Genomic DNA, 23,157 nt, shown 5'->3' on the forward strand with positions numbered 1-23,157 from the left:
GTTCTACAACCCGTTGCGCCGTCACTCCCGGCTGGGCAACCTCAGCCCCGCGACCTACGAGCAGCAGCTCACGACACAGAACGAGGTGTCCGGCTGACGGGTGTCACTCCAGTCCCCGACGGCCCCAGCAGCACCGACACCTCACCTGGAGGCAGCGTCAGCGTCACGTCCGACCAGATGTTGGCCTCCCCGAAGGACTTCGTCAGCCCCTCGACCTTCACCTCGACCCCTGTCATCCTCGGTCTCCTCAGACCGGCGTGATGCTGGCGACGAGCCAGCGGGACCCGACGTTGTTCATCGTCACCTCGACCCGGCTCCCAGCCACTCGTGGCGCACCGTCCTCGCCAGCACGCGTCGTCTGGTTGACGAACAGCAGCGCGACGACCCGGTCGTCCCGGCTCTCCTCCGGCACGAACGCCGACTCGACGACCTGTGCCTCGGTGGTCACCTGCTGCTCTGCGGTGGCCGGGGCGACGACCTCGGAGAGCAGCACTCCGTAGTCCGCCCGGAACTCCGGGGTCAGCTCGCCACCCACCCGCTCTACGACGCCGTGCACGCTCTGCGGGTCGTAGCTGAGCAGCGCCGCCGTGATCCGCTCGGCCGCATCCACCGCGTCGGTACGGTCTGCCCGGCTCGCGGCGTCGACGAACGCGAGCGTCCAGAGTCCGCCCGCGATCACGGCGCAGACAGTCACGGCGACCGTGAGCCCGGCCAGGACCTGCCGGGGCCGGTGCTCGAACCGGCGCCGGACCAGCCGAAGCGGTGCGGTCGCTGCCCCACGGATCCGTGCGGCCACCGTCCGACCGCCCACATCGGCGGCTTCCTGCTGTGCGGTATCGGTCATGTCCACCGATTCTCCGTTCCGTTCCGTCACGCGACGAAGTCCACCTTCGACGCCAGCCAGCGGCCGTCGACGTGCTTCAGCGAGATCCCGAGGCGGTAGTCTCGGGGCTCGCCCTGCTCCGCGGCCGAGTTGCGCACCGTGGAGTGCACGGCGACGAGGACGTGCGCGGTGCCGTCCCGTTCGAAGTCGAGGCCCGCGGCGACGACCTCCCCGGTACTGTCGACCCGGGCCCGTCGCACGATGCCCACGAATGCCTGCCGCCGCTCGACGAACTCGTCGTGGAACTCACCGGTCGAGTTCGCGAGAAGCCGTTGCAGGTCTGCCTCGGCGGTGGCCGCCTTCACCGAGGTGAGATCGAGCGCGACCTGCCGGGCCGCGGCCACGGCTTCGTTCCCGTCCCGGTCAGCGGCCGACGACCCGACCGCCGTGATCCCACCGGCGACGGCTGCCGCCAGCGCGATCCCCAGGACGAGGGTGAGGGCCAGGGCCGCACGGCGGTGCCGCCGACCGGCTCCGTGCGGTGGGTTGGCCGCCAGCGGCCCGGAGTGTTCGGTGCCGTCCGGGACCTCGGTCACCGGTCGATCGTCCACAGCAGCAGGCTCTGCCATGTCCTTCCCTTCATCGAGGTGTGCGGGTTCGACACGTCGGCGAGGTAGAACGGGGTCCCGTCCGGTCCGACCACCCGGCCGGTGACCAGGTCGTAGGGGACCGCGGTGACCTGCTCCGGGTCGTCGCCGTGCGCATCGCCGCCGAGCAGGTCCCCGGCCGGTGATCCCGGCGGGAACGGGGGGTTGCCGGGTGCGTCGACCGGCGAACCACCGCCCCGGCAGTCGTCCGGCGACGCGGCCCGCCGGCCGGGGAACTCCGCGCAGGGGGTGTTGCGCGCGCCGCGAACGCCGGTCGGGTCGTCCGCGGGCAACCGGCAGTACGCGTCGATGGGTTCCGCGGGCGAGGTGTCCGCGGGATCGCGCCACTGTTCGGCCGGAACGAACCCCTCCACGCAGTGCGGTGGGGCGTTCACCGCCAGGTCCAGATCGACGTTCAGCCTGGCCTCGTCCCCGTTGACCAGCGACGCGGACTGGCCGAGTGAGGCCACCAGCGGGTAGACGACGAGGAGCTGGCGCAGGTTCGGGTTGTAGACCTCGAGGACCTCACCGACGCTGGTGAGGTTGCCGAGCAGGACCGGCACGGTCGGCCGAATGTCGGTGAGCAGACCGACGACCTCCTCGGTGTACGGCGGTGTCGCCGCGAGCAGGCCGCGGATGTCGCCGTCGGAGGCGCGCAGCCGGTCGGTGACCACCGCCAGGTCCCGGCTGAGCGAGCGCAGCTCCGGATCGATCTCCGTCTGGGTGTCGAGCAGCGGGCCCAGCTGGTCGAGCAACCGGGCCGTCGGCTCGAAGTCGCGGGCTGCGGCGTCGACCAGCGTCCGGCCACTGTCGATGATCTCCAGCAACGGCTGCCCGGTGCCCTGGAAGGCGTCATACGTCTCGTCGACGACCGTTCGCAGGTCCTCCTCGGGGAGCGCCTCGACCAGGGAGTTCACCTGGTCGAGAACCGGACCGATCTGCAGCGGCACGGTCGTGCGGTCCATCGGGATGACCGCTCCCGGTTCGAGACGGCTGCCGTCGGCCGGGCCCGCTGTCAGGTCCACGTACTGCTCGCCGACCGCGGACATGCTGCGGGCCTCGGCCCGCACGGTCGCCGGGATGTCGATGCCGGAGTCGAGCTGCATGTCGACCCGCACCCCGCGCCCTTCGCCGAGGGCGACCTCGGTGACCTGACCGATCGACCGCCCTCGATAGGTCACCTCCGCCCGCTCGTAGAGTCGGGCGGCGTCGGTGAACTCCGCGGTGACCTGGTACTTGCCGAACCCCAGCAGCGCCGGGACCCGCAGGTAGACCGACCCGAGCACCACGGCGCCGACCAGGGCAGTGATCACCAGGACGGTGAGCTGGATGCGGATGAACCGCGTGAGGATCACGAGCCACCTCCGAGGAGCCCGCCGAGGAACCCACCGTCGCGCTCCGGATCCGGGGCCGGTTCCGGTGATGCCGGGGCCGCTGGCGCGGGCTCCGGGGCCGGGTCCCCGGGCTGTGTGCCCGGCAGGACCTCGCGCAGCGGGTCGGCCGCGTCCCCGGCTGCACCGTCGGCGACCCCGCCGAGCAGCTCACCGGTGACGCTCGGCAGTCCCGCCACCGGGGTCCCCGAGAGCAGCCCGGTATCGAGCTTCTCGAGCCGCAGGTCGAGCGTGAGGTTGAGGTTGCAGTAGTCACCACGGCAGGCGTTGGGCGCGGTTGCCGCGGGGAACGGGAAGGTGAGCGCCAGGCCCAGCACGTCCACCAGGGACCGGTCCGCATCGGCGAGCGACCGGAGTACCGGTTCGAGATTGCGCAGGTTGCCGACGAGGTCCTGGCGGGTGTCCGAGACCACCGCCCGCCCGGTGACCCCGAGGTCGCGCAGGCGCGCCAGCGCGTTCGTGAGGTCGGTCCGCTCCCGTTCGAGCACCTCGAGTGCCGGAGGGAGCTGGTCGAGCGCGCCGGCGAGCACCTGGTTCTGCTCGGCCAGCGTCCCGGACAGTCGATCCAGACCGTCGAGGGCACGCACGATGTCGTCACGCTGGGCGTCGAGCCCGCCGACGAACTCGTCAAGCCGGGGCAGCAGGCGTCCGACCGCACCGTCGTGTCCGCCGAGTGCCCGCTGCAGCTCCCTCGTCGTGGTCTCCATCTGGTTGAGCCCGCTCCCGTTGAGCACAGTCGAGGTCGCGGCCAGGACCTGTTCGGTCGTCGGATACGCGCGGGTCCGCTCGAGCGGGACCAGGCCGCCCTCTTCGAGCAGCTCGGTCGTGGACCGCTCCGGAGGGGCGGCCATCTCCAGATGGGTCGCCCCGAGCAGCGAGTTCTGGCCGACCGCGGCGACCGCGTTGGCAGGGAGCTCCACGTCGTCGCGCAGGCTGACCGTGGCCACGGCGTGCCAGTTCCGGACGCTCAGCGCGGTGACCGTGCCGACCGGTACGTCCCCGATCTTGACCTGCGCGTTGGGCTTCAGCGTCCCGGCGTCGGGCAGCTCCACCTCGACGCGGAACGAGCCGGGCCCGGTGCCGACCGCGCCCGGCAGGGGCAGGCTCCCGACTCCGTCGAACCGGCAACCCGTCAGGCCCGTCAGCACGGAGACGACGAGCACGGTCGCCGAGATCCGCGTGCGACGTCCGAGTGGCCGGATCATGGGTTCCCCTCTCCGGGAGCGACCTGCTCGGTCAGCCCACCCGGGCCGGTGAGCGGTGGCAGGATGGCGGACCGCCCGTCCGGTGCCTGGGTCGGTGTCCCGGGCCCCGGATCGGTCCCCTGACGGGTCAGCGGGTTCACCGAGACCGGCGGATAGTTCATCGTGAGCACGTTCAGCAGCGGTCCGAGCTGCTCCGCGCACACGCGGGCCGCATCGTCCGGTGGGAGCGCACCGGCCGCGGCGATCCCCGAGCAGACGAACTGGGCCGGGTTGGCGAAGTTACCGACGGCCACCTGTCCGTGCACCGAGGCGGTGCCTGGCTGGTAGGCGTTGTAGAGGTTCACCAGCGGGGTCGGTGCGGCATGCAGCACCTTCGCGAGCCGATCCTGGTTATCGACCAGGAGCCCGGCGAGGTCGTCCAGCTCGTGCACGGACGTCCCGAGCCGCTCGCGGTGCTCCTCGACGAAACCGTGCACGACCTCGAAGGTGTCCCGCAGGTCGACGACCGCCCGGCCCAGCTGCTGCTCGTTCTCGGCCAGCACACCCGACACGGACGCCAGCCGTTGCCCGAACTCGACGATCTGCCGGTCGCTCGTCGACAGCGCCTCGGTGAACACCTGCAGGTTGCGCACGGTCCCGAACAGGTCGTCGCTCCCGCCGGCGAGGGTCGTCATCGCCCGGGACAGCTGGGTGATCGTCTCGTTGATCGCCGCCCCCTGACCGCCGAGGGTCTCGGCGCCGACGTCGAGGGCACGGGCGAGCGACCCTTGCGGGTCCCCAGCCTGCGGCCCCAGCTCAGTGGACAGCCTGCTGAGCTGCTGTTTGATCTCGTCCCACTCGACCGGGACCGCTGTGCGTTCGATCGGGATCTCCGCGTCGTCCGGCAGTACCGGGCCTCCGGTGTACCGCGGGGCGAGTTGGAGGTAGCGGCTGGTGACCAGCGACGGTGCCACGATCGCGGCCTTCGCGTCGGCCGGGACCGGCTGGTCGGCGTCGTAGCTAAACTCTACCCGGATCGCGGGGCCATCCGGGGTGATCCGGTCGACCACGCCGACCGGCACCCCGAGGATGCGGACCTCGTCGCCCTCGTAGAGCCCGGTGCTGTTCTCGAAGAACGCGGTCGCCGTCCGCTGGCCGGTGGCCGACAGCGCGGTGCTCAGCCCGATCACCAGCAGCGCGGCGACGCCGGCCGCCAGCAGCGCGGTGGAGCGTCTGGTCATCAGTTGCCTCCGGACGGTGCGACGGGCGGAGCGAGCCGCGGCAGGTGGTCCGCCAGCGGGATGAGGTTGCCCGGCACGAGGTTCTGGACGTAGGAGTTGAAGAACGGGCCGTTCGACACGGCCTCACCGAGCCCGGTCGCGTAGATCCCGGCGCCCTCCAGGATCTGCTCGATGTTGTCCCGGTTGTCCTCCAGCACGGTGATCACCGAGTTCAGCCGGTCGAGGGCGGGGCCGATCTGTTGCTCGTTGTCGCGGACCAGGCCCTGGAGCTCCCGGGACAGCGCCGAGGCGTTGCGGAGCAGGTCCTCGATCGCCTGCCGGCGCGACTCGAGCTCACCGAGGAGCAGGTTCCCGTCGCCGAGCAGCAAGCGCAGCTGCCCCGACCGTTCGGCGAGCACTGCGCTGACGCCCTTGGCGTTCGTCAACAGGTCCCGCAGGTCCTGGTCGCGGGAGGCCACGGTGTGGGACAGCCGGTTGACGCCGTCCACCGCGGCCCGCAGCTCGGGTGCCCGGCCGTGCAGGGTTTCGGAGATCGTGTCGAGCGCCTCGGCGAGCCGCGGGGTGTCGATCGCTTCGGACGTCTCGGTCAGGGTCTCCAGCGCCGCGGGGAGGTCGTAGGGCGCCGAGGTCCGGGACCGCGGGATCGGATCGTCGCCCAGCTCCCCGCCGCCGGCCGGGGCGAGCTTCAGGTACTTCTGCCCGAGGATCGTCGCCACCCCGACCGACGCCCTGGTCTCCGCCCCGAGCTGTGCGTCGTCGTCGGTCACCCGGAAGTCGACCCGGACGTCAGGACCGTCGAGCTCGACGGCGGTGACGTGGCCGATGTCGAAGCCGCCGACCTGCACCGGGTCCCCGGTCTTGAGACCACCGGCCTCGGCGAACAGCGCGCTGTGCCCGGCCCCGGTCAGGGCGAGGATCCGTTCGGTGTTCAGCGCGAGGCCCAGGACCACGACGACCAGCGCCAGTCCGGCTGCGCCGATCGACACCGGGTTCAGTTCGCGAAAACGGATCATGGCAGCCGGCACCTCGGCGTGTTCTGGTTCGACCCGATGGTCGGTGAGTCGATCGGTCTGCCGTCCGGTCCGGTCACCTTCACCTGGATGCTGCACAGGTAGAAGTTGAAGAACGATCCGTACGACCCGACCCGGGTCAGGCTCTGGTAGGCCGCGGGGATCTGGGCGAGTACCGCGTTGAGCGAGTCCTGGTTCTCGTCGAGCACCGTCGCGGTGCGTCCGAGTTGCTCGATCGTGCCCCGGAGCGGGGGTCTGGCCTCGGCCAGCAACCCGTTCAGGTCGCCGGCCAGCCCGTCGACCTCGGTGATCGCCGACCCGATGGTGCTCCGCTCGTCTGCCAGGCCGGACACCAGCCGCTGGAGCCGGTCGATCGTGGTCGAGAACTCGCGGTCGCGGGCGTCGACCGTGCCGAGCACGGCGTTGAGGTTGCCGACCACCCGTCCGATCACCTCGTCGCGGCCGGCGAGTGTCCCGGTCAGCGAGGCGGTGTGCTCGAGCAGCGACCCGACGGTTCCGGCCCGGCCCTGCAGGGTGCCGACGATGTCCTCGGCGAGCGCGTTGACCTGCTCCGGTCGCAGCCCCTGGAACAGCGGCTTGAACCCGTTGAGCAGGACGTCGAGATCGAGCGCCGGAACAGTGCGATCGGGCCCGATCACGGCGTTCGCGTCCTGCGGGGCCGAGGCGCCGGGCACGTCGCTGAGCTCGACGAAGCGGTCACCGACCAGGTTCTCGTAGCGGACGTGCAGCGTGCTGGTGCGCAGCAGCGGCTGGTCGACATCGACGTCGATGCGGACCCGTACCAGGTTCTCCGCGGTCATCGACAGCTCGTCGACCTGACCCACCCGTACTCCGGCGACCCGCACCAGATCTCCGGCGCGCAGCCCGCTGACATCGGTGAAGTCCGCCGTGTAGGTGGTGGAGGTCGTCCCGAGGGTGTACCGGCCGAGGGTCAGCCACAGCAGTCCGCCCACCAGCGCACCCACCACGAGGAAGACGATCACCTTGACGGCGTCGGCGCGGACTCTCACGAGTCACCTCCGGAGGGATCGGTGGTCAGCAGCGGTCCGAACAGGAGCTCGGCGGCCGGAGGACGGCCCGGCTGGACCTCTCCGGTGTGCGGGTCGAGTCCGGTGTCGGTCCGGATCTGCGGTGTCGGTCGCTCGGTCTCGTCCACGAAGGGCAGGCCGTGGCAGGCGGGTGGGTTGGCCGCGCCGATCTTCGGCAGGTTCTGCGGGTTCTCGTACGGCGGCTGGCCGAGCGTGATCGTGGAGTTCAACCGGATCTCCGGCGACGCCCCGCCGATCCCCGGCTCGAGTGCCTGGCGGGTCCGGTCCAGCCCGGTGATGAAGCAGGTGAGACCGGGCTCGTACTCCTGCAGGAGATCCGTGGTCGGTCGCAGCACGTCGAGCGCGGTGACCAGGCGGTCGTGGTTCTCGCGGAGCACGTCGTCACCGGTCCGGGCGAGCATGGTGACACCAGCCAGGAACGCGTCGAGCTGGGCGGCCTGGTCGACCACGGTGCGCCCGGTGACGGTGAGGTTGTCGAGGACCCGCAGCAGGTCAGGGGCGACGTCGGCGTAGAGCTGGGACACGTCGGCCAGGGCATCGAGGTCGCGCTGGAGCACCGGCAGTTTCGGGCTCAGATCGGCGAGGTACCGGTCCGTGACGGCGGCCAGTGCCGCGATCGAGTCACCGCGCCCGTCCAGCGCACGCGCCAGCTCGCCGAGGGTGGCGTTCACCTTCGCCGGATCGATCGAGTCGAGCAGCCGGGACAGGTTCGCGAAGACGTCGTTCAGCTCGACGGTCACCGCCGAGTTGTGCAGGACCGCACCCTCGGCGATCCGGTCCGGGCCCGGATCGGGTGGCTCGACGAGGCTGACGTACTTGGTGCCGAACGCGGTCGTCGGGACGATCTCGGCGGTGACGTCGGCCGGTATGTGACCGATCTGGTCGGGGTTCAGGCCGAGGGTCAGTACCGCGCCCTGCGGGGTCGGTTCGATCGCGGTGACCCGGCCGACCTCGACCCCCCGCAACCGCACGTTGTTGCCTGTGTCCATGACGAGGCCGGTGCGGCCGGCCTGGAGGCTGACCGTGACGGTGCTGCGGAAGCTCTGGGTGTAGAGCGCCCAGGCGAGCGCGAACAACATCCCGAGTGCCACGAGGAAGACGACGCCGACGAGACGGACCTTGAACGGGCTCGGTTCGGTCACGGTTCAGCCCGCCAGGTTGAAGGTGTCGAAGTTGGCGTACAGGGCCATCGCCACAAGCAGGTTGACCAGCATCACCGCGGACATCGACGTCCGCACCGAACGGCCGACGCATTCACCCACCCCGGCGGGCCCACCGGAGGCGTGGAAGCCGTAGTAGGTGTGCACCAGCATCACCACCACGACCATCGCGACCACCTGGACGTAGGCGAACACGATGTCGAGCGGCGTCAGGTACAGGAAGAAGTAGTGGCTGAAGTTCCCGGCCCCGGTGTCGTAGAAGAACACCAGGATCAAGTAGTCGGCGAGGAAGCCCGCCAGCGACGCGAAGATGTAGAGCGGAGTGATCACCACCAGCCCGGCGACGACCCGGGTCGTCACGAGGTAGCGCATCGGTGGCACCGACATCACCTCGAGTGCGTCGATCTCCTCGGAGATCCGCATCGCACCGATCTGGGACGTGGTCGCCGCGCCGATGGTCACGGCCAGTGCCACACCGGCCAGCAGCGGCGTCGAGAGCCGGGCGGTGAAGTAGGCCGCCAGCAGCGGGCTCAGCGAACCGACGCCGATGCTGTTGGACGACTCGAACCCCTGGGCCGCGGCGACCGCGCCGGCGAAGAAGGTGATCGAACCGACGATCGCGGCGGAGCCGCCGATCAGCGCGAGCGCTCCGACACCCATCCCCAGCTCCGCGACCAGCCGGATGATCTCCCTTCGGTACCGGCGGACCGTGGCCGGGACCAGGCCGAGCACCCGGCCGTAGAACAGGCCCTGGCGGCCCAGCACGTCGATGGTTCGCACCGGGGCCATGACGACCTCTCGTACTGTGCGCGCGGCACCGCGTTGCGACATCAGGCCCCCTACAGAACCGCGAACTGGACGAGCGTGATGGTGAGGCTGACCGGGACCAGGACCGTGATCGTGATGACCACGGCCTGGTTGACGGCGTCGCCGACGTCCTTGGAACCTCCGGAGACGGTCAGCCCTCGATAGCAGGCGATGAGAGCGGCGATGACACTGAAGACTAGGGCCTTGATCTGGCTGACGATCAGTTCGGGGATCCCGGTGAACAGCGGGATACTGTCCAGGAACGCGCCCGGTGTCGCGCCCTGTAGATAGACCGAGAAGAGGTAACCGCCGACCAGCCCGCCAGCGCAGATGATCACGTTGAGGACCTGGCCGACGACGACCATCGCCAGCACGCGGGGGACGACGAGCCGCTGGACTGGGTCGATCCCGAGGACCTCCATTGCCGCGATCTCCTCGCGGACCGTACGGGCGCCGAGATCCGCGCAGATCGCGGTACCGCCCGCCCCGGCGATCACGACCACGGTGACGAACGGCCCGATCTGCTGGACCGCGGCGATACCGGCGATACCACCCGACAGGTCGAGGGCGCCGAGGTCGGTGAGCAGCAGGTTGACCTGGAAGATCACGAGCAGCATGAACCCGAGCATCACCAGCACGGTCGGCACGAGTGAGACCCGCACGACGAACCACGCCTGCGACACCGCCTCGCGCCACTGGAAGGGGCGCCGGAGTGCGGCCTGCACGGCGTCCAGTGCCATCGCGAAGAACCCACCCAGGGGCACTAGCGGCCTCAGGACCGGGGGGACCTCTGCCGACATCGCGACCTCCTTGTCTGACTAGTCAATAAACTCAACGAAGGCTCGACCCAGAGGTTACGGTGGTACTTGCAGAGCTGAGGTGCTGGTAGAAAACTGACCTATCTAGTAAGTTAAGATTCGTGCATGGACCAGGGAAGCAGGGTGGTGGGCATGCGTGACGTCGTGGTCGGTGGAGTCGGGATGACCACGTTCGGCCGGATGCCGGACCGCTCGATCGCCTCGCTCGTCAGCGAGGCGACGAACGAAGCACTCGCCGACGCGGGCACCTCCGCCGCCGACGTCGGGATCGTCTACTTCGGCAACGTCCTGTCCGGCCTGCTGCAGGGGCAGGAGTCGGTGCGCGGGCAGCACGCCGTGCGCGGGCCAGGACTGGCCGGGATCCCGCTGGTCAACGTGGAGAACGCCTGCGCGTCCGGTTCGACGGCGCTGCACCAGGCCTGGCTGTCGGTCGCGTCCGGGCAGGTCGACGTCGCGGTCGCGATCGGCGCCGAGAAGCTCGCCATCGCGGACCGGTCGCGCGCGCTGGCCGCGCTCACCTCGGCCCTCGACCAGGAACGCCTGGAGGAGATCCGTCGTGAGCTCGGTACCGGCGGCGACGGGTCGGTGTTCATGGACATCTACGCACGGTTCGCCCGCTGGTACCTGGACCGCACCGATGCGACCCCTGAGGACTTCGCCCGGGTGGTGGTGAAGAACGCCCGGCACGGGCTGGCCAACCCGCGTGCGCAGTACGGCGCCGAGCTCGCGGTTCCTGAGGTGCTGGCCGCCCGGCGGATCAGCGACCCGCTCACGTTGCCGATGTGCGCACCGATGAGCGACGGGGCGGCGGCGGTCGTCGTCACGACCCCGGAGGCGGCCCGCCGCAGTGGAGCCGATCCGGTGCGGCTGCTCGCGGTCGGTATCGGAGCAGGCCGGGCCGGTGACTACGGCGAGCTGGTCCCCGCGGTGGCGGCCCGCGTCTACGAGCAGGCCGGGGTCGGTCCCGGTGACGTCGACGTGGTCGAGTGTCACGACGCGGCGGCTCCCGCCGAGCTGATCGGGCTGGAGGAGCTCGGGCTCTGCGCGGCGGGTGAGGCCCCGGCGCTGCTCCGCGCGGGGGAGACCTCGCTCGGCGGGCGGCTGCCGGTCAACCCGAGCGGTGGGTTGCTGTCCCGCGGGCACCCGCTGGGCGCCACTGGTCTGGCCCAGGTGGCCGAGCTCGCGGACCAACTGCGCGGCCGAGCCGGTGCCCGGCAGGTGCCGGGTGCCCGGATCGGGCTCGCGGAGAACGCCGGTGGGTATCTGGGCCCGGATGCCGCGGTCGCCTCGGTCACGATCCTCGCGAGCTGATACCGGCGTCTCGGTGGGTGGGACGTCGACGACGACAGGAGCTGTGATGAGCACCGACGGCTGGATGAGGGTCCGGTACGAGCGACCTGCCCCGGGTGTGGCCCGGGTGGTCCTCGCGCGTCCCGAGAAGCGGAACGCGCAGGACCGGGCGATGCTGCACGAGATCGACGCCGCCTACCAGAAGGCGGTGTTGGACCCCGAGGTCAAGGTCATCGTGCTGAGCGCCGACGGCCCGGACTTCTCCTCGGGGCACGACCTGGACGTCGACAGTGCCTACTCGATGGGTGGTGTCTGCCCCCGCACGCTGACCGGCGGCTTCGACGCCTCGGGAGCCGAGGGGTGGTACGCGGTCGAGGAGGAGCTGTTCCTCGGGCTCTGCCTGCGCTGGCGGGACCTGCCTCGGCCGTTGATCGCCCAGGTGCACGGCAAGGTGGTCGGCGGCGGGCTGGAGCTCATCTGGCCCTGTGACCTCATCGTCGCCGGTGACGACGCTGTGTTCCTGGACCCGAGCAGCGCGTTCGGGTCGGCGGTGGCCGAGTACTTCGTGCATCCGTGGGAGCTGGGTGCGCGCCGGGCCAAGGAGATGCTGTTCACGGGTGAAGCGATCGACGCCTTCGACGCGCAGGCTCTGGGGATGGTCAACCGGGTCGTCCCGCGGGCCGATCTCGAGGCGGAGACGATGGCGCTCGCCGAGCGGATCGCGAGCCGTCCGGCATTCGGGGTGCGCCTCGCCAAGCGCGCGGTCAACCGCGCCCTGGACCGACAGGGCCTGCGGTCCACCGTGGAATCCACCTTCGACCTGCACCAGCTCGCCCATTCCCACCACCGGGAACAGCACGGTGGGCTGATCGATCCGGCCGGGCCGGCGCTGGTGCGCGCCGACGGCCGCAGCGGGCGGGTCCGCCCACCCGGTGCCTCGCGTCACCGGGACGGCTGAGCGACCGCGTCGACCGCACACCACTTCGAGAACGGGGGGCCGAGTGCCCACATCCACAACCCATGTCGTCCAGTGCACCGTCCGGGGCAGCGCGGCATGGCTCACGCTCGACCGGCCGGACGTCCACAACGCGTTGACGCTGGAGCTGCTCGACGAGCTCACCGCCGGCCTCGACCGGGCCGAGAGGGACCCGGCGGTGCGGTCGGTGGTCATCGCGGCCCGAGGACCGTCGTTCTGCGCCGGGGCGGACCTCGCGATGGCGCGTGCCCTGCACGGGGAGAACGACCTGCCCCGGTTCCTGCACCGGGCCGCCGAGGTGTTCGACGCCCTCGTCGAGAGCCCTCGGCCGGTGATCGCCGCGGTGCAGGGCGGTGTGATCGCCGGTGGCCTGGAGCTGGTGCTGGCCTGTGACCTCGTCGTGGCCACCGAGGACGCCACCTTCGCCGACGGACACGCCCGCTACGGCATGTTCCCGGCGGCCGGTGGTACCACCCGGTTGCCGCGACTCATCGGGGCGAACCGGGCCAAGCAGCTGTTGTTCACCGCGCAGCGGTGGGACGCCGAGCGGATGCGCGAGGCCGGTCTGGTGACCGAGGTCGTCCCGGCCGGGGAGCTGGAGCGGGCGGTCGATGCGCTCACCGAGCGCATCGGGCGACACAGTTCCACCGGGATCGCCGGGATGAAGCGACTGGTCGACACCGGAGCCGGGACCTCGCCGGACCGGGCGGCCGCGCAGGAGATGGCCGCCTGCGAGGCGTACGCCTCGAGCGCCGACTTCGCCGAGGGCCTTGCCGCCTTCGCGCAGGGCCGGGAACCCCGCTTCACCGGCCGGTGACCGGCTGCGGAGGAGAGAGGAGTCACACGTGAAGATCGAGGGCAAGGTCGCGCTGGTCGCCGGCGGCGGATCCGGTCTGGGCCGGGCGACCTGTATGGACCTCGCCTCCGCGGGGGCACGGGTCGGTGTCCTGGACGCCGACCCGGCCGCGGCCCGGGAGGTGGCGAACTCCCTGCCGGAGGGGTTCGGCATACAGGTCGACGTGACTGATGCGGACGCCGTCGGGCACGCCGTCGACGAAGTCCTCGACGCGTTCGGCGCGCTGCACATCGCGGTGACCACCGCCGGGGTCGTGTCCGGGGCACGCATAGTCTCCCGCGGCAGGTCCGCTCGGCAGGCGGACTTCGAGCGGGTGGTCGCGATCAACCTGTTCGGTACCTTCAACGTCATGCGGACCGCGGCCGCGGTCATGGTGGGCAACGAGCCGATCGACGGCGAACGCGGTGTGATCGTCAACACCGCCTCCGGCGCCGCGTTCGAGGGGCAGAGCGGGCAGGCCGCGTACAGCGCCAGCAAGGCGGGCGTGATCGCGCTCGCCATGCCGGTGGCACGTGATCTGGCCGGTACCGGCGTCCGGGTGAACACCGTCGCGCCCGGACTGTTCGAGACGCCGATGGCGGCCGGGTTGCCCGAGTCAACCCGGCTGGCCCTGGAGGCCGCGATGATCGAGCCAGCCCGGCTGGGCAGGCCGGAGGAGTTCGCGTTGCTCGTCCGGCAGATGGTGGAGAATCCGTATCTCAACGCGGAGTGCGTCCGGCTCGACGCCGCCATCCGGATGCCCCCCCGCTGACCGGCCTCCGGTCGGCACGGGGTGTCGGCACACGCGAACGACCGGGAGAGAGGTGACGGCGCCGTGGCACGGCAGCGTGCGACCAGCGTGCAGGAACTCATCGACGCGGCAGCCCGAGCCTTCGAGCGCAAGGGCTTCGTCGAGACGACGATCACCGACATCGCGGCCGAGGCGGGTGTCAGCAAACCGACCGTCTACCAGTACGTGACCTCGAAGCGGTGGCTGCTGGAGACGATCGTGGAGCAGATCATCTATCCGCTCCGGCACGGCATCGAGGAGATCGTCCGCAGCGATCGGGACGAACGCTCGAAGCTGAACGACTACGTGCTCCTGCACGTCAGGTCGGCCATCCGCTACCAGACCTACTACGCGGTCCTGACAGCCGACCAGCACCAGCTCTCCGAACAGGCCCGGCGCAACTACCGGTCGTGGGCCCGGGACGTCAACCGGGCTGCCGCCGACCTGCTCGAGGACTGCGTCCGGGCGGGGGTCGTACGTGCCGACCTGGACGTGGGAGTCGCGGTGAACCTGATCAACGGGATGCTGCTGTCGGTCTCCCACTGGTACCGGCCCAACGGCAGGTTGAGCCCGGAGGACCTGGCCGAGCACGTGTTCGGCCTCCTCAGTGGTTACGTGCTGCCACCGGCGGACTGACCGGCAGTCGGACCACCGGTGCAGGACTTCGCACGACGATCGCGAACGTTGACCGATCCGTGCAGGCGCGATACTTTACCTCCTGGTCAGTAAAGTTTGGATCCGCTGATCCACCAGGGTCGTCCAACGAAGGAGCGATCACGATGAACCGAGCTGTCCGGTGCCGAGACGACACGTCCGCCGCGATCCGACCCTGGTCTGCCGGTGACCGCCGCGTCGTCCAGTTCCCGCACGAGCACGAGGAGGCCGAATGACCATGCGAATCGGGATCGACACCGGCGGGACCTTCACCGACCTCGTCGTGGCCGACGACGACCGGGTACACGTCGTCACCAAGTCACTGACCACGTACGACGATCTGGCCCGCGGCCTGCTCAACGCGATCGAGAAGGCCGAGTTGGGGCCCGCCGAGATCGACCGGATCGTGCACGGCACCACCGTCGCCCTGAACGCCATCCTGACCCGGCGCGGCGCGACGGTCGGCCTGGTCACCACCCAGGGGTTCCGTGACCTGCTGGACATGGGCCGGGGATGGCGTTCCCAGGACGCCATCGACGACCCCCGCTGGCGACGTCCGCACGAGCTGCGCCCGCTCATCCCGAGGCACCTGCGCCGGACGGTCGCTGAGCGGGTGACCGCCGAGGGCGAGGTTCTGGTCCCGCTCGACGAGTCCGTCCTGCTGGAGGAGGTGGCGTGGCTCCGGGAGCAGGGATGCCTCAGCATCGCCATCTGCTTCCTGCACGCCTACAAGTACCCGGCGCACGAGCAGCGGGCCGCGGAGCTGGTCCGCGAACGGTTCCCGGACGTCGCGGTGAGCATCTCCTCGGACATCGCCCCGTTTCCCCGGGAGTACAACCGGCTCTCCACCTGCGTCCTCAACGCCTACGCCCAGCCGTTGATGGCCTCCTACACCCGCTCCGTGGAGAAGCGCCTGGCCGACGGCGGGCACGGTGCACCGCTGATGTTCATGACCAACAGCGGCGGCCTGCACACCCCGGAGACCACCGCCGACCGGCCGGTCACGACGTTGAACAGCGGTCCGGTCGGCGGAGTGATGGGTGTCCAGTCGTACGCGCGCCTGCTCGACCTGCCCAACCTTGTCGGCCTGGACATGGGCGGTACCAGCACCGACGTCGCAGTCGTGGCGGACGGGCGGGCGGCGACCGCGCGCGAACTGGAGCTCGAGCACGACATAGTGGTCAGCATGCCCGTGCTGGAGATCCACAGCATCGGGGCCGGCGGCGGCAGCATCATCTCCGTCGATCCGGCCGGTGGACTGCACGTCGGTCCGCAGAGCGCGCGCAGCGACCCCGGGCCTGCCTGCTACGGGCGTGGTGGCACGGCGCCGACGGTGACCGATGCCGCGCTGCTGCTGGGCTGGCTCAACCCGGACACCGCGCTCGGCGGGGAGATCCAGCCGGACCTCGGCGCCGCCGAACGCGTCTTCGCCGATCTCGGCGAGCGGCTCGGCGCCCGGGCCGGGGAGGTCGCAACCACCGCGATGGAGGTCGCGGTGAACAGCATGGCCGAGGCGATCCGGCACCTCACCGTGTACCGCGGGGTGGACCCACGGGAGTTCGGCCTGCTCGCCTACGGGGCCGCCGGCCCGCTCGCCGCCACGCAGGTGGCCAGGGTGCTGCAGATGCCGAAGGTGGTGATCCCGGCGCTGGCCGGGGTGTTCTCCGCCTTCGGTCTCCTCGAGGGTTCGCACGTGCACGAGGAGGTCGTGCCGATGATGAGCGTCGGCACCCCGGACACCGTCGTCGCCGCGTTCGAGACGCTGCGCGAGACGGCGCTGACTGCGGTCGAGCGGTTCGGCAGGACCGCCGACGAGGTCGACGTCGAGTTCATCGTCGACGCGATGTACATGGGTCAGCGCTGGGAGCTGCCGACCAGGGTCGACCCGACCCACACTGACCCGGTCGCACATCTGAACGAGGAGTTCGGCGCAACGCATACCCGTCAGTTCGGTTACGCGTTGCCCGCACCGATCCAGATCGCCAGCCTGCGGGTGCGGGTCCTCGCCGCCGACACCCCGGCACCCCGGCCGGCGCCGCTGCCGCAGCGGCCGGTGGCACATCCGGTCGGCCTGCGCGAGGTCGTGCTGGGCGGACATCGGATCCCGGTCGAGATCTACCGGTCCACGGAGCTGGCCCCCGGCCAGATCGTTCGCGGTCCGGCCGTGCTGGAGGCACCGAGCTCCACCTGCGTCCTGGTCGCGGGTGACGTGGCCCGGGTGGACGATCGAGGCGACATCGTGGTGGACCTGGAGGGGAGCGTCTGATGAGCACGACCGCAACCGACCGTTCCGTGCCCTATGCCGAGGAGGTCGACCAGCGGTACGGGCTGGACCTGACGACCGCCGAGGTGCTCCGGCACGCCCTGCGGTTCGTCGCCCTGCAGATGCAGCTGAAGATCAACACCGCGGCGCTGAGCCCGCTGCTCAACGAGACCAACGACTTCGGGATCGGCCTGCTCGCACCGCACGCCCCGGACCGCGACCTGGACTTCGACGCGGTCGCGATGGCGACCTCCGCGCCGGCCCACTACGTGATCAACCAGTTCTACGCGCGGATGGCGATCGAACGGTGGGGAGCCGACCGCTTCCGGCCCGGCGACGTCCTGATCTACAACGACCCGTACCAGGGCGGCAGCCACGTCAACGACGTCGGCGCGCTCATGCCGATCTTCCACGGGGACCGGCTGATGGGCTTCGCGGTCAGCATCACCCACTGGCTAGACATCGGTGGCCCGGTGCCCGGTGGGCTGGGCGCCGGACTGCAGCGCGACATGTACGCGGAGGGGATCAAGCTCTCCCCGCGGCTGCTCTACCGGGGTGGCGAGCTCGTCCAGGAGACGATGGAGCTGTTCACCGAGCAGACCCGGATCCCGGATCTCTCGCTGAACGACCTGCAGGTGATCCGGTCCGCTCTGCAGCTCGGCGTCGACATGGCCGAGCGGTACATCGAACGCTACGGCGCCGAGACCTACATCGCGGCGAGCCAATACACGTTGGACTACTCCGAGCGGGCGGTCCGGCGTGCCCTGATGGAGATCCCCGACGGTGTCTACGAGGCCGAGGACCACCTCGACAACGACGCCGACGGCAATCCCATGCTGTTGCGCTGCACGGTGCGCAAGCACACCGACCGGATCGAGGTCGACTACTCGGGAAGCTGTCGCGAGGAGTGGTTCGGCTACGCCTCACAGTGGTCGGACACGGTCTCGGCGGCGCATCTCGGGGTGGGCGCGATCCTGGAGTCCATCGGGATCAGCCCGAACGCGGGCGGCTTCCGGCCGATCCACGTCGTCGTGCCGCCGGGCAGCTGCCTACACGCGCTGCCGCCGATGTCCACCAACGCCGGCCACACGATGCTGTTCACGAAAGCGCTGAACCTGGTCAAGCTGGCGGTGTCGCAGGCCGCCGAGTCCCTCGCGGTCGGGGAGAACTACGACGACGTCGGTGTGCTCGGCTTCGCCGGGATGGACACCCGGGGCCCGGCGCCGGCGCCGTTCGTCGCGATGCGGGTCTACTCCGGACCCTACGGTGGTTCCGCTCGCGGGGATGGCTGTTCGTTCACGCTGGTCGAGGGCGGGAACTGTGTGGAGCCCTCGCTCGAGCTGGATGAGATCTCCTACCCGGTGCTGATGCTTTCCAAGGAGTTCGTGGCGGACACCGCGGGGGCGGGCCGCCACCGCGGCGGGCCGGCCACCCGGGCATTGCTCGTGCCGCGCACGGATGTCGAGTCGATCTTTCAGCTGGATCAGTGCCGGTTCCCGACCAAGGGCGTCTTCGGCGGCCTCCCGGGTAGCCGTGCGTCGATCACGGTTCACCGCAAGGCGCTCGACGACTGGAGCGCCGGGCGCGACCTCGGTCCCGGAGAGGTGGTCGCCGGGTTCGCCGATCCCCAGACAGGCCGGCCGGTGAGACCGGACACCGAGGGTGCCCGGTTCATGCTGAGCAAGCGCGCCGGTGTCCAGTTCGGCACCGGTGATGTGGTGGTGTTCCAGACCGCGGGCGGGGGCGGCCATGGCGACCCGGCGGAGCGGGACTCAGCGGACGTCCGTCGGGACCTCCGGGACGGCATCTACAGCAGCGAGCAGGCCGCCCGCGGCGGCGCGATCGACAAGGGAGTGTGACGTGCTGTTTCCCCAACCGACCGAGATGACGATCGCCGAACCGGTGGATCCGGTGGGCGGTACGTGCGGCGAGTGCGGGGCCGCGACGCTCGCCCGGTACCGGCTCGTGGACTACCGGGGCTGGCTCCGGGTGGTCAAGTGCCGGTCGTGCCTGGCCGTGGCCTCCAGTGAGCGCGTCGTCGCACCCCCGCAGGGGACGTCGTGAGCTGGACGCCGCCCGCCGACCTCACCTTCGAACCACCGATCGACCTCGAACCGGACGAGCGGGTGTTCAGCAAGGTGGTCGAGCGGTGGGCAGCTACGGCCCCGGATCGCATCTGCCTAGTCCAGGACGACGGCGCGACACTCGGATACGGGCAGCTCGACCAGCGGGCGGGTGCGATCGCAGTTGGCCTGCGCGAGATGGGTGTTCGGCCCGGTGACCGAGTCGCGACGCTGGTTGCGAACGACATGCGGGTGCTCTACCTGGGCGTCGCGCTCTCCAAGCTCGGGGCGATCGAGGTCCCGATCAACCCAGCCCTGGTCGGAGCGAGCATGCGGCACGTCCTGGCCGACGCCGACCCACGGCTCTCGATCGTCGCTCCGGGGTTCCGCGAGCAACTCGTGGCGGCACTCCCGGACGGCCCCGCGGACGGAATCGTCGAGATCGCCCCTGAGGGCGCGACCGACCAGATCACCGGCCGCTTGCCGAGCGTGGACGAGATGCTCGCCGGCGGCGGGCGCGACTTCCCGACGGTCGACGAGGTCCGGCTCAGCACACCTTCCTCGATCATGTATACGTCGGGGACGACCGGTCTACCCAAGGGCGCGCTACTGCCGAACCTGCACAGCTACCGGATCGCCGAGCGGACTGCCGCTGCCCTGCGGCTCACCGGGAACGACACGATGATCAGCATCCTACCGCTGTTCCACGGCGGGGGTCGCTACATGAACGCCGGCGCCTGCATCCTTGCCGGCGCCCGGTGCGGGCTGGTCCGCCGGTTCAGCGGCGCCGCCTTCTTCGACCAGGCCCGCGCGTTCGGTGCCACCGCCATGCACGGCGTCGTCTCGATCGGCCACTTCCTGCTCGCCCAGGAGCCCACACCAGGTGATCGTGACCACTCGATCACCCGTGGGATCCTCGCCCCCCGCCCGGACTCCGTGGGCATCGCGATGCGCGAGCGGTTCGGGATCGAGGTCTTCCAGGGCTACGCGAGCACCGAGGGCAACATCTCGGTGTTCAACCTGGACGGTCCGGCGGAGGCCTGCGGCCGGGCGTACCCGCCGTACCGGGTGCGGATCGTCGACAAGGAGGACCGGCCGCTGCCCGCCGGGGAGACCGGTGAGATCGTGGTCTCCTCCGACGAACCGTGGTCAGTGTTCAGCGGCTACTGGAACCAGCCCGAGACCTCGCTCGAGGTCATGCGCAACTTCGGCCTGCACACCGGCGACGCCGGTTACCTCGACGAGGACGGCTACCTCTGGTACGTCGACCGGATCAAGGACATGATCCGCAGGCGCGGGGAGAACGTCGCAGCTCAGACGGTCGAGGAGGCGGTCCAGCGCGCCCCCGGCGTGGTCGAGGTGGCGGCGTATCCGGTGCCATCCGAGCACGGCGAGGAGGAGATCGCCGTGGCGGTGGTGGTGAAGCCCGACTCCGGTCTCACTCCCGAACGGATCGTCGACACCTGCCGGGCCGAGCTGCCGCGCTTCGCGGTGCCCCGGTACGTGCGGCTGGTCGACGCCCTCCCGATGACCGAGACCGGAAAGGTCCAGAAGTTTAGGTTGAAGCAGGAGGGCGTCGGCGACGCCCACGACTTCCCGGAGTGCCGATGAGGTTCCTAGTCAGGCAGCGCCTGCCGGAGGGCAGCGAGGTCATGCGGGACCACGTCCTGCCGATGGCCGGCGTGGTCGCCGGATCGATGGAGGATCCGCCGCGCGGTCCTGTCGTGTGGCTGGGCGGGTGCGGCAACATCGAGACCAGCGAGTACTACATGCTGTTCGACGCGCCCGACCAGGAGACGATCGACGAGTGCGTACGGGTGCTGCCGGGCCTGATCGCGTGCGAACGGGTGATGTCGGTGGACCGCACGACCATCGGCTACCGGCTGTTGCAGAGCATGGCCGCCACGTATGACGGCTCCCGGCCACCGGCTGGCCACATGGGAGCGGAGTAGCACCCGCCCGACCGTTACTGGACACGCAATCCCATGAGCGACCCGCTTGCCCGGACAGCACAGCTAGGGCGTGTCTCCGGTGCCGAGTACTTCACCCACCTCTGGGAGCTCGGTGCGCGACGGGCCACGCAGTTCCTGTTCACCGGTGACCCGATCACCGCCCGCGAGGCGCAGGCGATTGGCATGGTCAACCAGGTCGTACCTGCCGCCGAGCTGGAGCAGGCCGCGCTCCGAGCTGGCGGCCAGGATTGCCCGGCGGCCCCGGTTCGGGATCCGGCTGGCCGAGCGGGCCCTCAACCAGGGGCTGGACCTGCAGGGCCAGCGCGCGTCGGTCGAGGCCGCGTTCGGGCTGCATCATCTCGCCCACACCCACAACCGGGTGCTCCACGACCGGATCGTCGACCCCGGCGGGGCGGCCGTGATCCGCGCGTCCGCGGCCCGTCCCACGCCACCGGCTGCTGAGACGTGAGCAACCGAGTCCGAACCCCATCTGGAGGCCCGATCACCGATGACCGACCCTCGTACCCGTGTCGACGAACTGGTCCGGTGCTACGCCCGTGCCGGCTCGTCGGCCGCTGCCCTGCTCTGCGATGGCCACCCCGCGGACGCGGTCGCGTTCACGGTCATCGAGCCTGATCTGAGCTCGCGTGACCTGACCTACGGCGAGCTCCGCGCGGAGTCGACGAAGTTCGCCGCGGCGCTCGACGACCTCGGAGTCGGGCCGGGAGATGCGGTTGCGGTCCTGATGGGTAAGTCCGCCGAGCTCGTGGTGACCCTGCTGGGGATCTGGCGGCGCGGTGCGATCCACGTCCCGCTGTTCACAGCCTTCGCCCCACCGGCCATCGAACTACGAGTCGGTGCCAGCGGGGCGAAGGTCGTCGTCGCCGACGCCGGCCAGTGCGACAAGCTCGACGGCCTCGTCGGCGGCGCGGGGCCACATCTCGTCGTCGTCGGCCAGCGGCCGGGTAGCACCGGCCACGACGACTTCCACGACCTGCTGGCCCGCCACGGCGACGCCGCGGACGCACCCGCCGCGCTCGGCCCGGACGGGGTGCTGATCGAGCTGTTCACCTCCGGCACCACGGGGGCGCCCAAGGCCGTGCAGGTCCCGATCCGTGCACTAGCCGGGGTGCAGGGCTATCTCGAGTTCGGTCTCGACGTCCGCGCGGACGACGTCTACTGGAACGCCGCGGACCCTGGCTGGGCCTATGGCCTCTACTACGCCGTCCTCGGCCCGCTGGCCGCCGGGCGGCGCAGCCTTCTCCTGCACGCGCCGTTCGGCCCGGCGCTCACCTGGCAGATCCTGGACCGGTTCCGGGTCACCAACTTCGCCGCCGCCCCGACGGTCTACCGCAGCCTGCAGGGCGCCGGGGAGGTGCCGTCCGGACTGGCGCTGCGGTGCGTGTCCTCGGCGGGCGAGCCGCTCACTCCCGACGTGGTGGCCTGGTCGGAGTCGGTGCTCGGCGTCGCCGTCCGCGACCACTACGGCCAGACCGAACAGGGCATGATGATCGGCAACGCCTGGGCCGACACGCTGCGCGAGCCGGTCCGGCCGGGCTCGATGGGCCGGCCCTTTCCCGGCTGGAACGTTGCGGTGCTCGCCGACGACGCGACCACGCCCGCACCGCACGGCACGATCGGCCAGGTCGCCGTCGACGTGCCGAACAGTCCGCTGGCCACGTTCCGCGGTTATGCCCGCGCCTCCGGGACATCGCGCTTCAGCAAGGACGGACGCTGGTACCTGACCGGGGACACCGCGACGCTGGACCAGGACGGGTATTTCCGCTTCTCGGCCCGCGACGACGACGTGATCATCATGGCCGGATACCGCATCGGCCCGTTCGAGGTGGAGAGCGTGCTGCTGGCACACGAGAAGGTGGCCGAGGCGGCCGTCGTGGGCCGTCCCGACGAGCTGCGCGGAGAGGTGCTCGAAGCGCACGTCGTACTCACCGCAGGTGCCGAGGGCACGCCGGAGCTGGTGAGCGAGATCCAGCAGCTGGTCAAGGACCGGTACGCCCGGCACGCCTACCCCCGCGCCGTGCACTTCACAGATGCGTTGCCGAAGACCCCGAGTGGCAAGATCCAGCGCTTCCTGCTCCGGCAGGACGGGTAGAAGTGCCGGTACACCGTGGCCCGCTGGCCGGGACCCGGATCGTCGAGCTCGCGGGGACCGGCCCCGGACC

The 23,157-nt window shown here is 70.6% G+C and carries 22 protein-coding genes and 2 pseudogenes; 13 read left to right on the forward strand and 11 right to left on the reverse strand.

Annotated elements, in window-relative coordinates; all coding sequences use genetic code 11:
* Positions 1-107: 107 nt before the first annotated feature.
* The 11 genes and pseudogenes from AB0J24_RS27395 to AB0J24_RS27445 form a co-directional block, all read right to left on the reverse strand.
* Positions 108-236 (reverse strand): annotated as a pseudogene (locus tag AB0J24_RS27395) (ABC transporter ATP-binding protein); the annotation flags it as partial.
* A gap of 11 nt (positions 237-247) precedes the next feature.
* The gene (locus AB0J24_RS27400) at positions 248-844 is read right to left on the reverse strand and encodes a hypothetical protein (RefSeq protein ID WP_358686658.1); all 597 of its coding nucleotides are present in this window, start codon (positions 842-844) and stop codon (positions 248-250) included.
* A gap of 26 nt (positions 845-870) precedes the next feature.
* On the reverse strand, positions 871-1,419 hold the full coding sequence (locus AB0J24_RS27405) for a hypothetical protein (protein WP_358686660.1): 549 nt from the start codon (positions 1,417-1,419) through the stop codon (positions 871-873).
* Positions 1,416-2,825: an MlaD family protein gene (locus AB0J24_RS27410; protein ID WP_358686662.1), complete on the reverse strand. Its 1,410-nt coding sequence runs from the start codon at positions 2,823-2,825 to the stop codon at positions 1,416-1,418. Before AB0J24_RS27410 ends, AB0J24_RS27405 begins: the two co-directional genes overlap by 4 nt.
* Entirely contained in the window at positions 2,822-4,066 is a 1,245-nt protein-coding gene (locus tag AB0J24_RS27415; protein WP_358686663.1) for an MCE family protein, read from the reverse strand. Before AB0J24_RS27415 ends, AB0J24_RS27410 begins: the two co-directional genes overlap by 4 nt.
* Positions 4,063-5,286 carry an MlaD family protein gene (locus AB0J24_RS27420; RefSeq protein WP_358686664.1) on the reverse strand — a complete coding sequence of 408 codons (1,224 nt, stop codon included), beginning with the start codon at positions 5,284-5,286 and terminating at the stop codon, positions 4,063-4,065. Before AB0J24_RS27420 ends, AB0J24_RS27415 begins: the two co-directional genes overlap by 4 nt.
* Positions 5,286-6,299: an MCE family protein gene (locus AB0J24_RS27425; RefSeq protein ID WP_358686666.1), complete on the reverse strand. Its 1,014-nt coding sequence runs from the start codon at positions 6,297-6,299 to the stop codon at positions 5,286-5,288. The genes AB0J24_RS27420 and AB0J24_RS27425 overlap by 1 nt, the downstream gene beginning before the upstream one ends.
* Positions 6,296-7,327, reverse strand: a complete 1,032-nt coding sequence (locus AB0J24_RS27430; RefSeq protein WP_358686668.1) for an MlaD family protein — start codon at positions 7,325-7,327, stop codon at positions 6,296-6,298. Before AB0J24_RS27430 ends, AB0J24_RS27425 begins: the two co-directional genes overlap by 4 nt.
* Positions 7,324-8,508: an MCE family protein gene (locus AB0J24_RS27435; protein ID WP_358686669.1), complete on the reverse strand. Its 1,185-nt coding sequence runs from the start codon at positions 8,506-8,508 to the stop codon at positions 7,324-7,326. The genes AB0J24_RS27430 and AB0J24_RS27435 overlap by 4 nt, the downstream gene beginning before the upstream one ends.
* 3 nt (positions 8,509-8,511) lie before the next feature.
* Positions 8,512-9,315, reverse strand: a complete 804-nt coding sequence (locus AB0J24_RS27440) for an ABC transporter permease (RefSeq protein WP_358686671.1) — start codon at positions 9,313-9,315, stop codon at positions 8,512-8,514.
* A gap of 50 nt (positions 9,316-9,365) precedes the next feature.
* Positions 9,366-10,133, reverse strand: a complete 768-nt coding sequence (locus AB0J24_RS27445) for an ABC transporter permease (protein ID WP_358686672.1) — start codon at positions 10,131-10,133, stop codon at positions 9,366-9,368.
* A gap of 123 nt (positions 10,134-10,256) precedes the next feature.
* Between AB0J24_RS27445 and AB0J24_RS27450 the strand changes: the two genes are divergently transcribed.
* From AB0J24_RS27450 to AB0J24_RS27510, 13 genes and pseudogenes are all read left to right on the forward strand, one after another.
* Positions 10,257-11,462 (forward strand): thiolase family protein, encoded by a 1,206-nt coding sequence (locus AB0J24_RS27450; RefSeq protein WP_358686674.1) that lies wholly within the window; start codon positions 10,257-10,259, stop codon positions 11,460-11,462.
* 46 nt (positions 11,463-11,508) lie between these two features.
* On the forward strand, positions 11,509-12,399 hold the full coding sequence (locus AB0J24_RS27455; protein ID WP_358686675.1) for an enoyl-CoA hydratase: 891 nt from the start codon (positions 11,509-11,511) through the stop codon (positions 12,397-12,399).
* Positions 12,400-12,442: 43 nt separating this feature from the next.
* Positions 12,443-13,234: an enoyl-CoA hydratase/isomerase family protein gene (locus tag AB0J24_RS27460; RefSeq protein ID WP_358686676.1), complete on the forward strand. Its 792-nt coding sequence runs from the start codon at positions 12,443-12,445 to the stop codon at positions 13,232-13,234.
* Positions 13,235-13,262: 28 nt separating this feature from the next.
* Positions 13,263-14,024 carry an SDR family NAD(P)-dependent oxidoreductase gene (locus AB0J24_RS27465; RefSeq protein ID WP_358686677.1) on the forward strand — a complete coding sequence of 254 codons (762 nt, stop codon included), beginning with the start codon at positions 13,263-13,265 and terminating at the stop codon, positions 14,022-14,024.
* 63 nt (positions 14,025-14,087) lie between these two features.
* Positions 14,088-14,678 carry a TetR/AcrR family transcriptional regulator gene (locus AB0J24_RS27470; protein ID WP_358686678.1) on the forward strand — a complete coding sequence of 197 codons (591 nt, stop codon included), beginning with the start codon at positions 14,088-14,090 and terminating at the stop codon, positions 14,676-14,678.
* Positions 14,679-14,928: 250 nt separating this feature from the next.
* Positions 14,929-16,962, forward strand: a complete 2,034-nt coding sequence (locus AB0J24_RS27475; protein WP_358686679.1) for a hydantoinase/oxoprolinase family protein — start codon at positions 14,929-14,931, stop codon at positions 16,960-16,962.
* Positions 16,962-18,818 carry a hydantoinase B/oxoprolinase family protein gene (locus AB0J24_RS27480; RefSeq protein WP_358686680.1) on the forward strand — a complete coding sequence of 619 codons (1,857 nt, stop codon included), beginning with the start codon at positions 16,962-16,964 and terminating at the stop codon, positions 18,816-18,818. Before AB0J24_RS27475 ends, AB0J24_RS27480 begins: the two co-directional genes overlap by 1 nt.
* 1 nt (position 18,819) lies before the next feature.
* Positions 18,820-19,023 carry a hypothetical protein gene (locus AB0J24_RS27485; RefSeq protein ID WP_358686681.1) on the forward strand — a complete coding sequence of 68 codons (204 nt, stop codon included), beginning with the start codon at positions 18,820-18,822 and terminating at the stop codon, positions 19,021-19,023.
* On the forward strand, positions 19,020-20,633 hold the full coding sequence (locus AB0J24_RS27490; protein WP_358686682.1) for an AMP-binding protein: 1,614 nt from the start codon (positions 19,020-19,022) through the stop codon (positions 20,631-20,633). The genes AB0J24_RS27485 and AB0J24_RS27490 overlap by 4 nt, the downstream gene beginning before the upstream one ends.
* On the forward strand, positions 20,630-20,974 hold the full coding sequence (locus AB0J24_RS27495; protein WP_358686683.1) for a hypothetical protein: 345 nt from the start codon (positions 20,630-20,632) through the stop codon (positions 20,972-20,974). The genes AB0J24_RS27490 and AB0J24_RS27495 overlap by 4 nt, the downstream gene beginning before the upstream one ends.
* 33 nt (positions 20,975-21,007) lie before the next feature.
* Positions 21,008-21,151 (forward strand): annotated as a pseudogene (locus AB0J24_RS27500) (hypothetical protein); the annotation flags it as partial.
* Position 21,152: 1 nt separating this feature from the next.
* Positions 21,153-21,443 (forward strand): hypothetical protein, encoded by a 291-nt coding sequence (locus AB0J24_RS27505; protein WP_358686705.1) that lies wholly within the window; start codon positions 21,153-21,155, stop codon positions 21,441-21,443.
* 39 nt (positions 21,444-21,482) lie between these two features.
* Positions 21,483-23,087, forward strand: coding sequence for an AMP-binding protein (locus AB0J24_RS27510; protein ID WP_358686684.1), 1,605 nt, complete (start codon positions 21,483-21,485; stop codon positions 23,085-23,087).
* Positions 23,088-23,157 lie beyond the last annotated feature (70 nt).

This window comes from Pseudonocardia sp. NPDC049635 (genome assembly GCF_040659795.1).
Lineage (GTDB): Bacteria > Actinomycetota > Actinomycetes > Mycobacteriales > Pseudonocardiaceae > Pseudonocardia.

Bases quoted from the DNA above. Each gene is read 5' to 3' on its own strand.
- AB0J24_RS27420 (WP_358686664.1), bottom strand. From the start codon at position 5,286: ATGACCAGACGCTCCACCGCGCTGCTGGCGGCCGGCGTCGCCGCGCTG.
- AB0J24_RS27425 (WP_358686666.1), bottom strand. From the start codon at position 6,299: ATGATCCGTTTTCGCGAACTGAACCCGGTGTCGATCGGCGCAGCCGGA.
- AB0J24_RS27415 (WP_358686663.1), bottom strand. From the start codon at position 4,066: ATGATCCGGCCACTCGGACGTCGCACGCGGATCTCGGCGACCGTGCTC.
- AB0J24_RS27450 (WP_358686674.1), top strand. From the start codon at position 10,257: ATGGACCAGGGAAGCAGGGTGGTGGGCATGCGTGACGTCGTGGTCGGT.
- AB0J24_RS27455 (WP_358686675.1), top strand. From the start codon at position 11,509: ATGAGCACCGACGGCTGGATGAGGGTCCGGTACGAGCGACCTGCCCCG.
- AB0J24_RS27510 (WP_358686684.1), top strand. From the start codon at position 21,483: ATGACCGACCCTCGTACCCGTGTCGACGAACTGGTCCGGTGCTACGCC.
- AB0J24_RS27475 (WP_358686679.1), top strand. From the start codon at position 14,929: ATGACCATGCGAATCGGGATCGACACCGGCGGGACCTTCACCGACCTC.
- AB0J24_RS27495 (WP_358686683.1), top strand. From the start codon at position 20,630: ATGAGGTTCCTAGTCAGGCAGCGCCTGCCGGAGGGCAGCGAGGTCATG.
- AB0J24_RS27400 (WP_358686658.1), bottom strand. From the start codon at position 844: ATGACCGATACCGCACAGCAGGAAGCCGCCGATGTGGGCGGTCGGACG.
- AB0J24_RS27440 (WP_358686671.1), bottom strand. From the start codon at position 9,315: ATGGCCCCGGTGCGAACCATCGACGTGCTGGGCCGCCAGGGCCTGTTC.
- AB0J24_RS27445 (WP_358686672.1), bottom strand. From the start codon at position 10,133: ATGTCGGCAGAGGTCCCCCCGGTCCTGAGGCCGCTAGTGCCCCTGGGT.
- AB0J24_RS27480 (WP_358686680.1), top strand. From the start codon at position 16,962: ATGAGCACGACCGCAACCGACCGTTCCGTGCCCTATGCCGAGGAGGTC.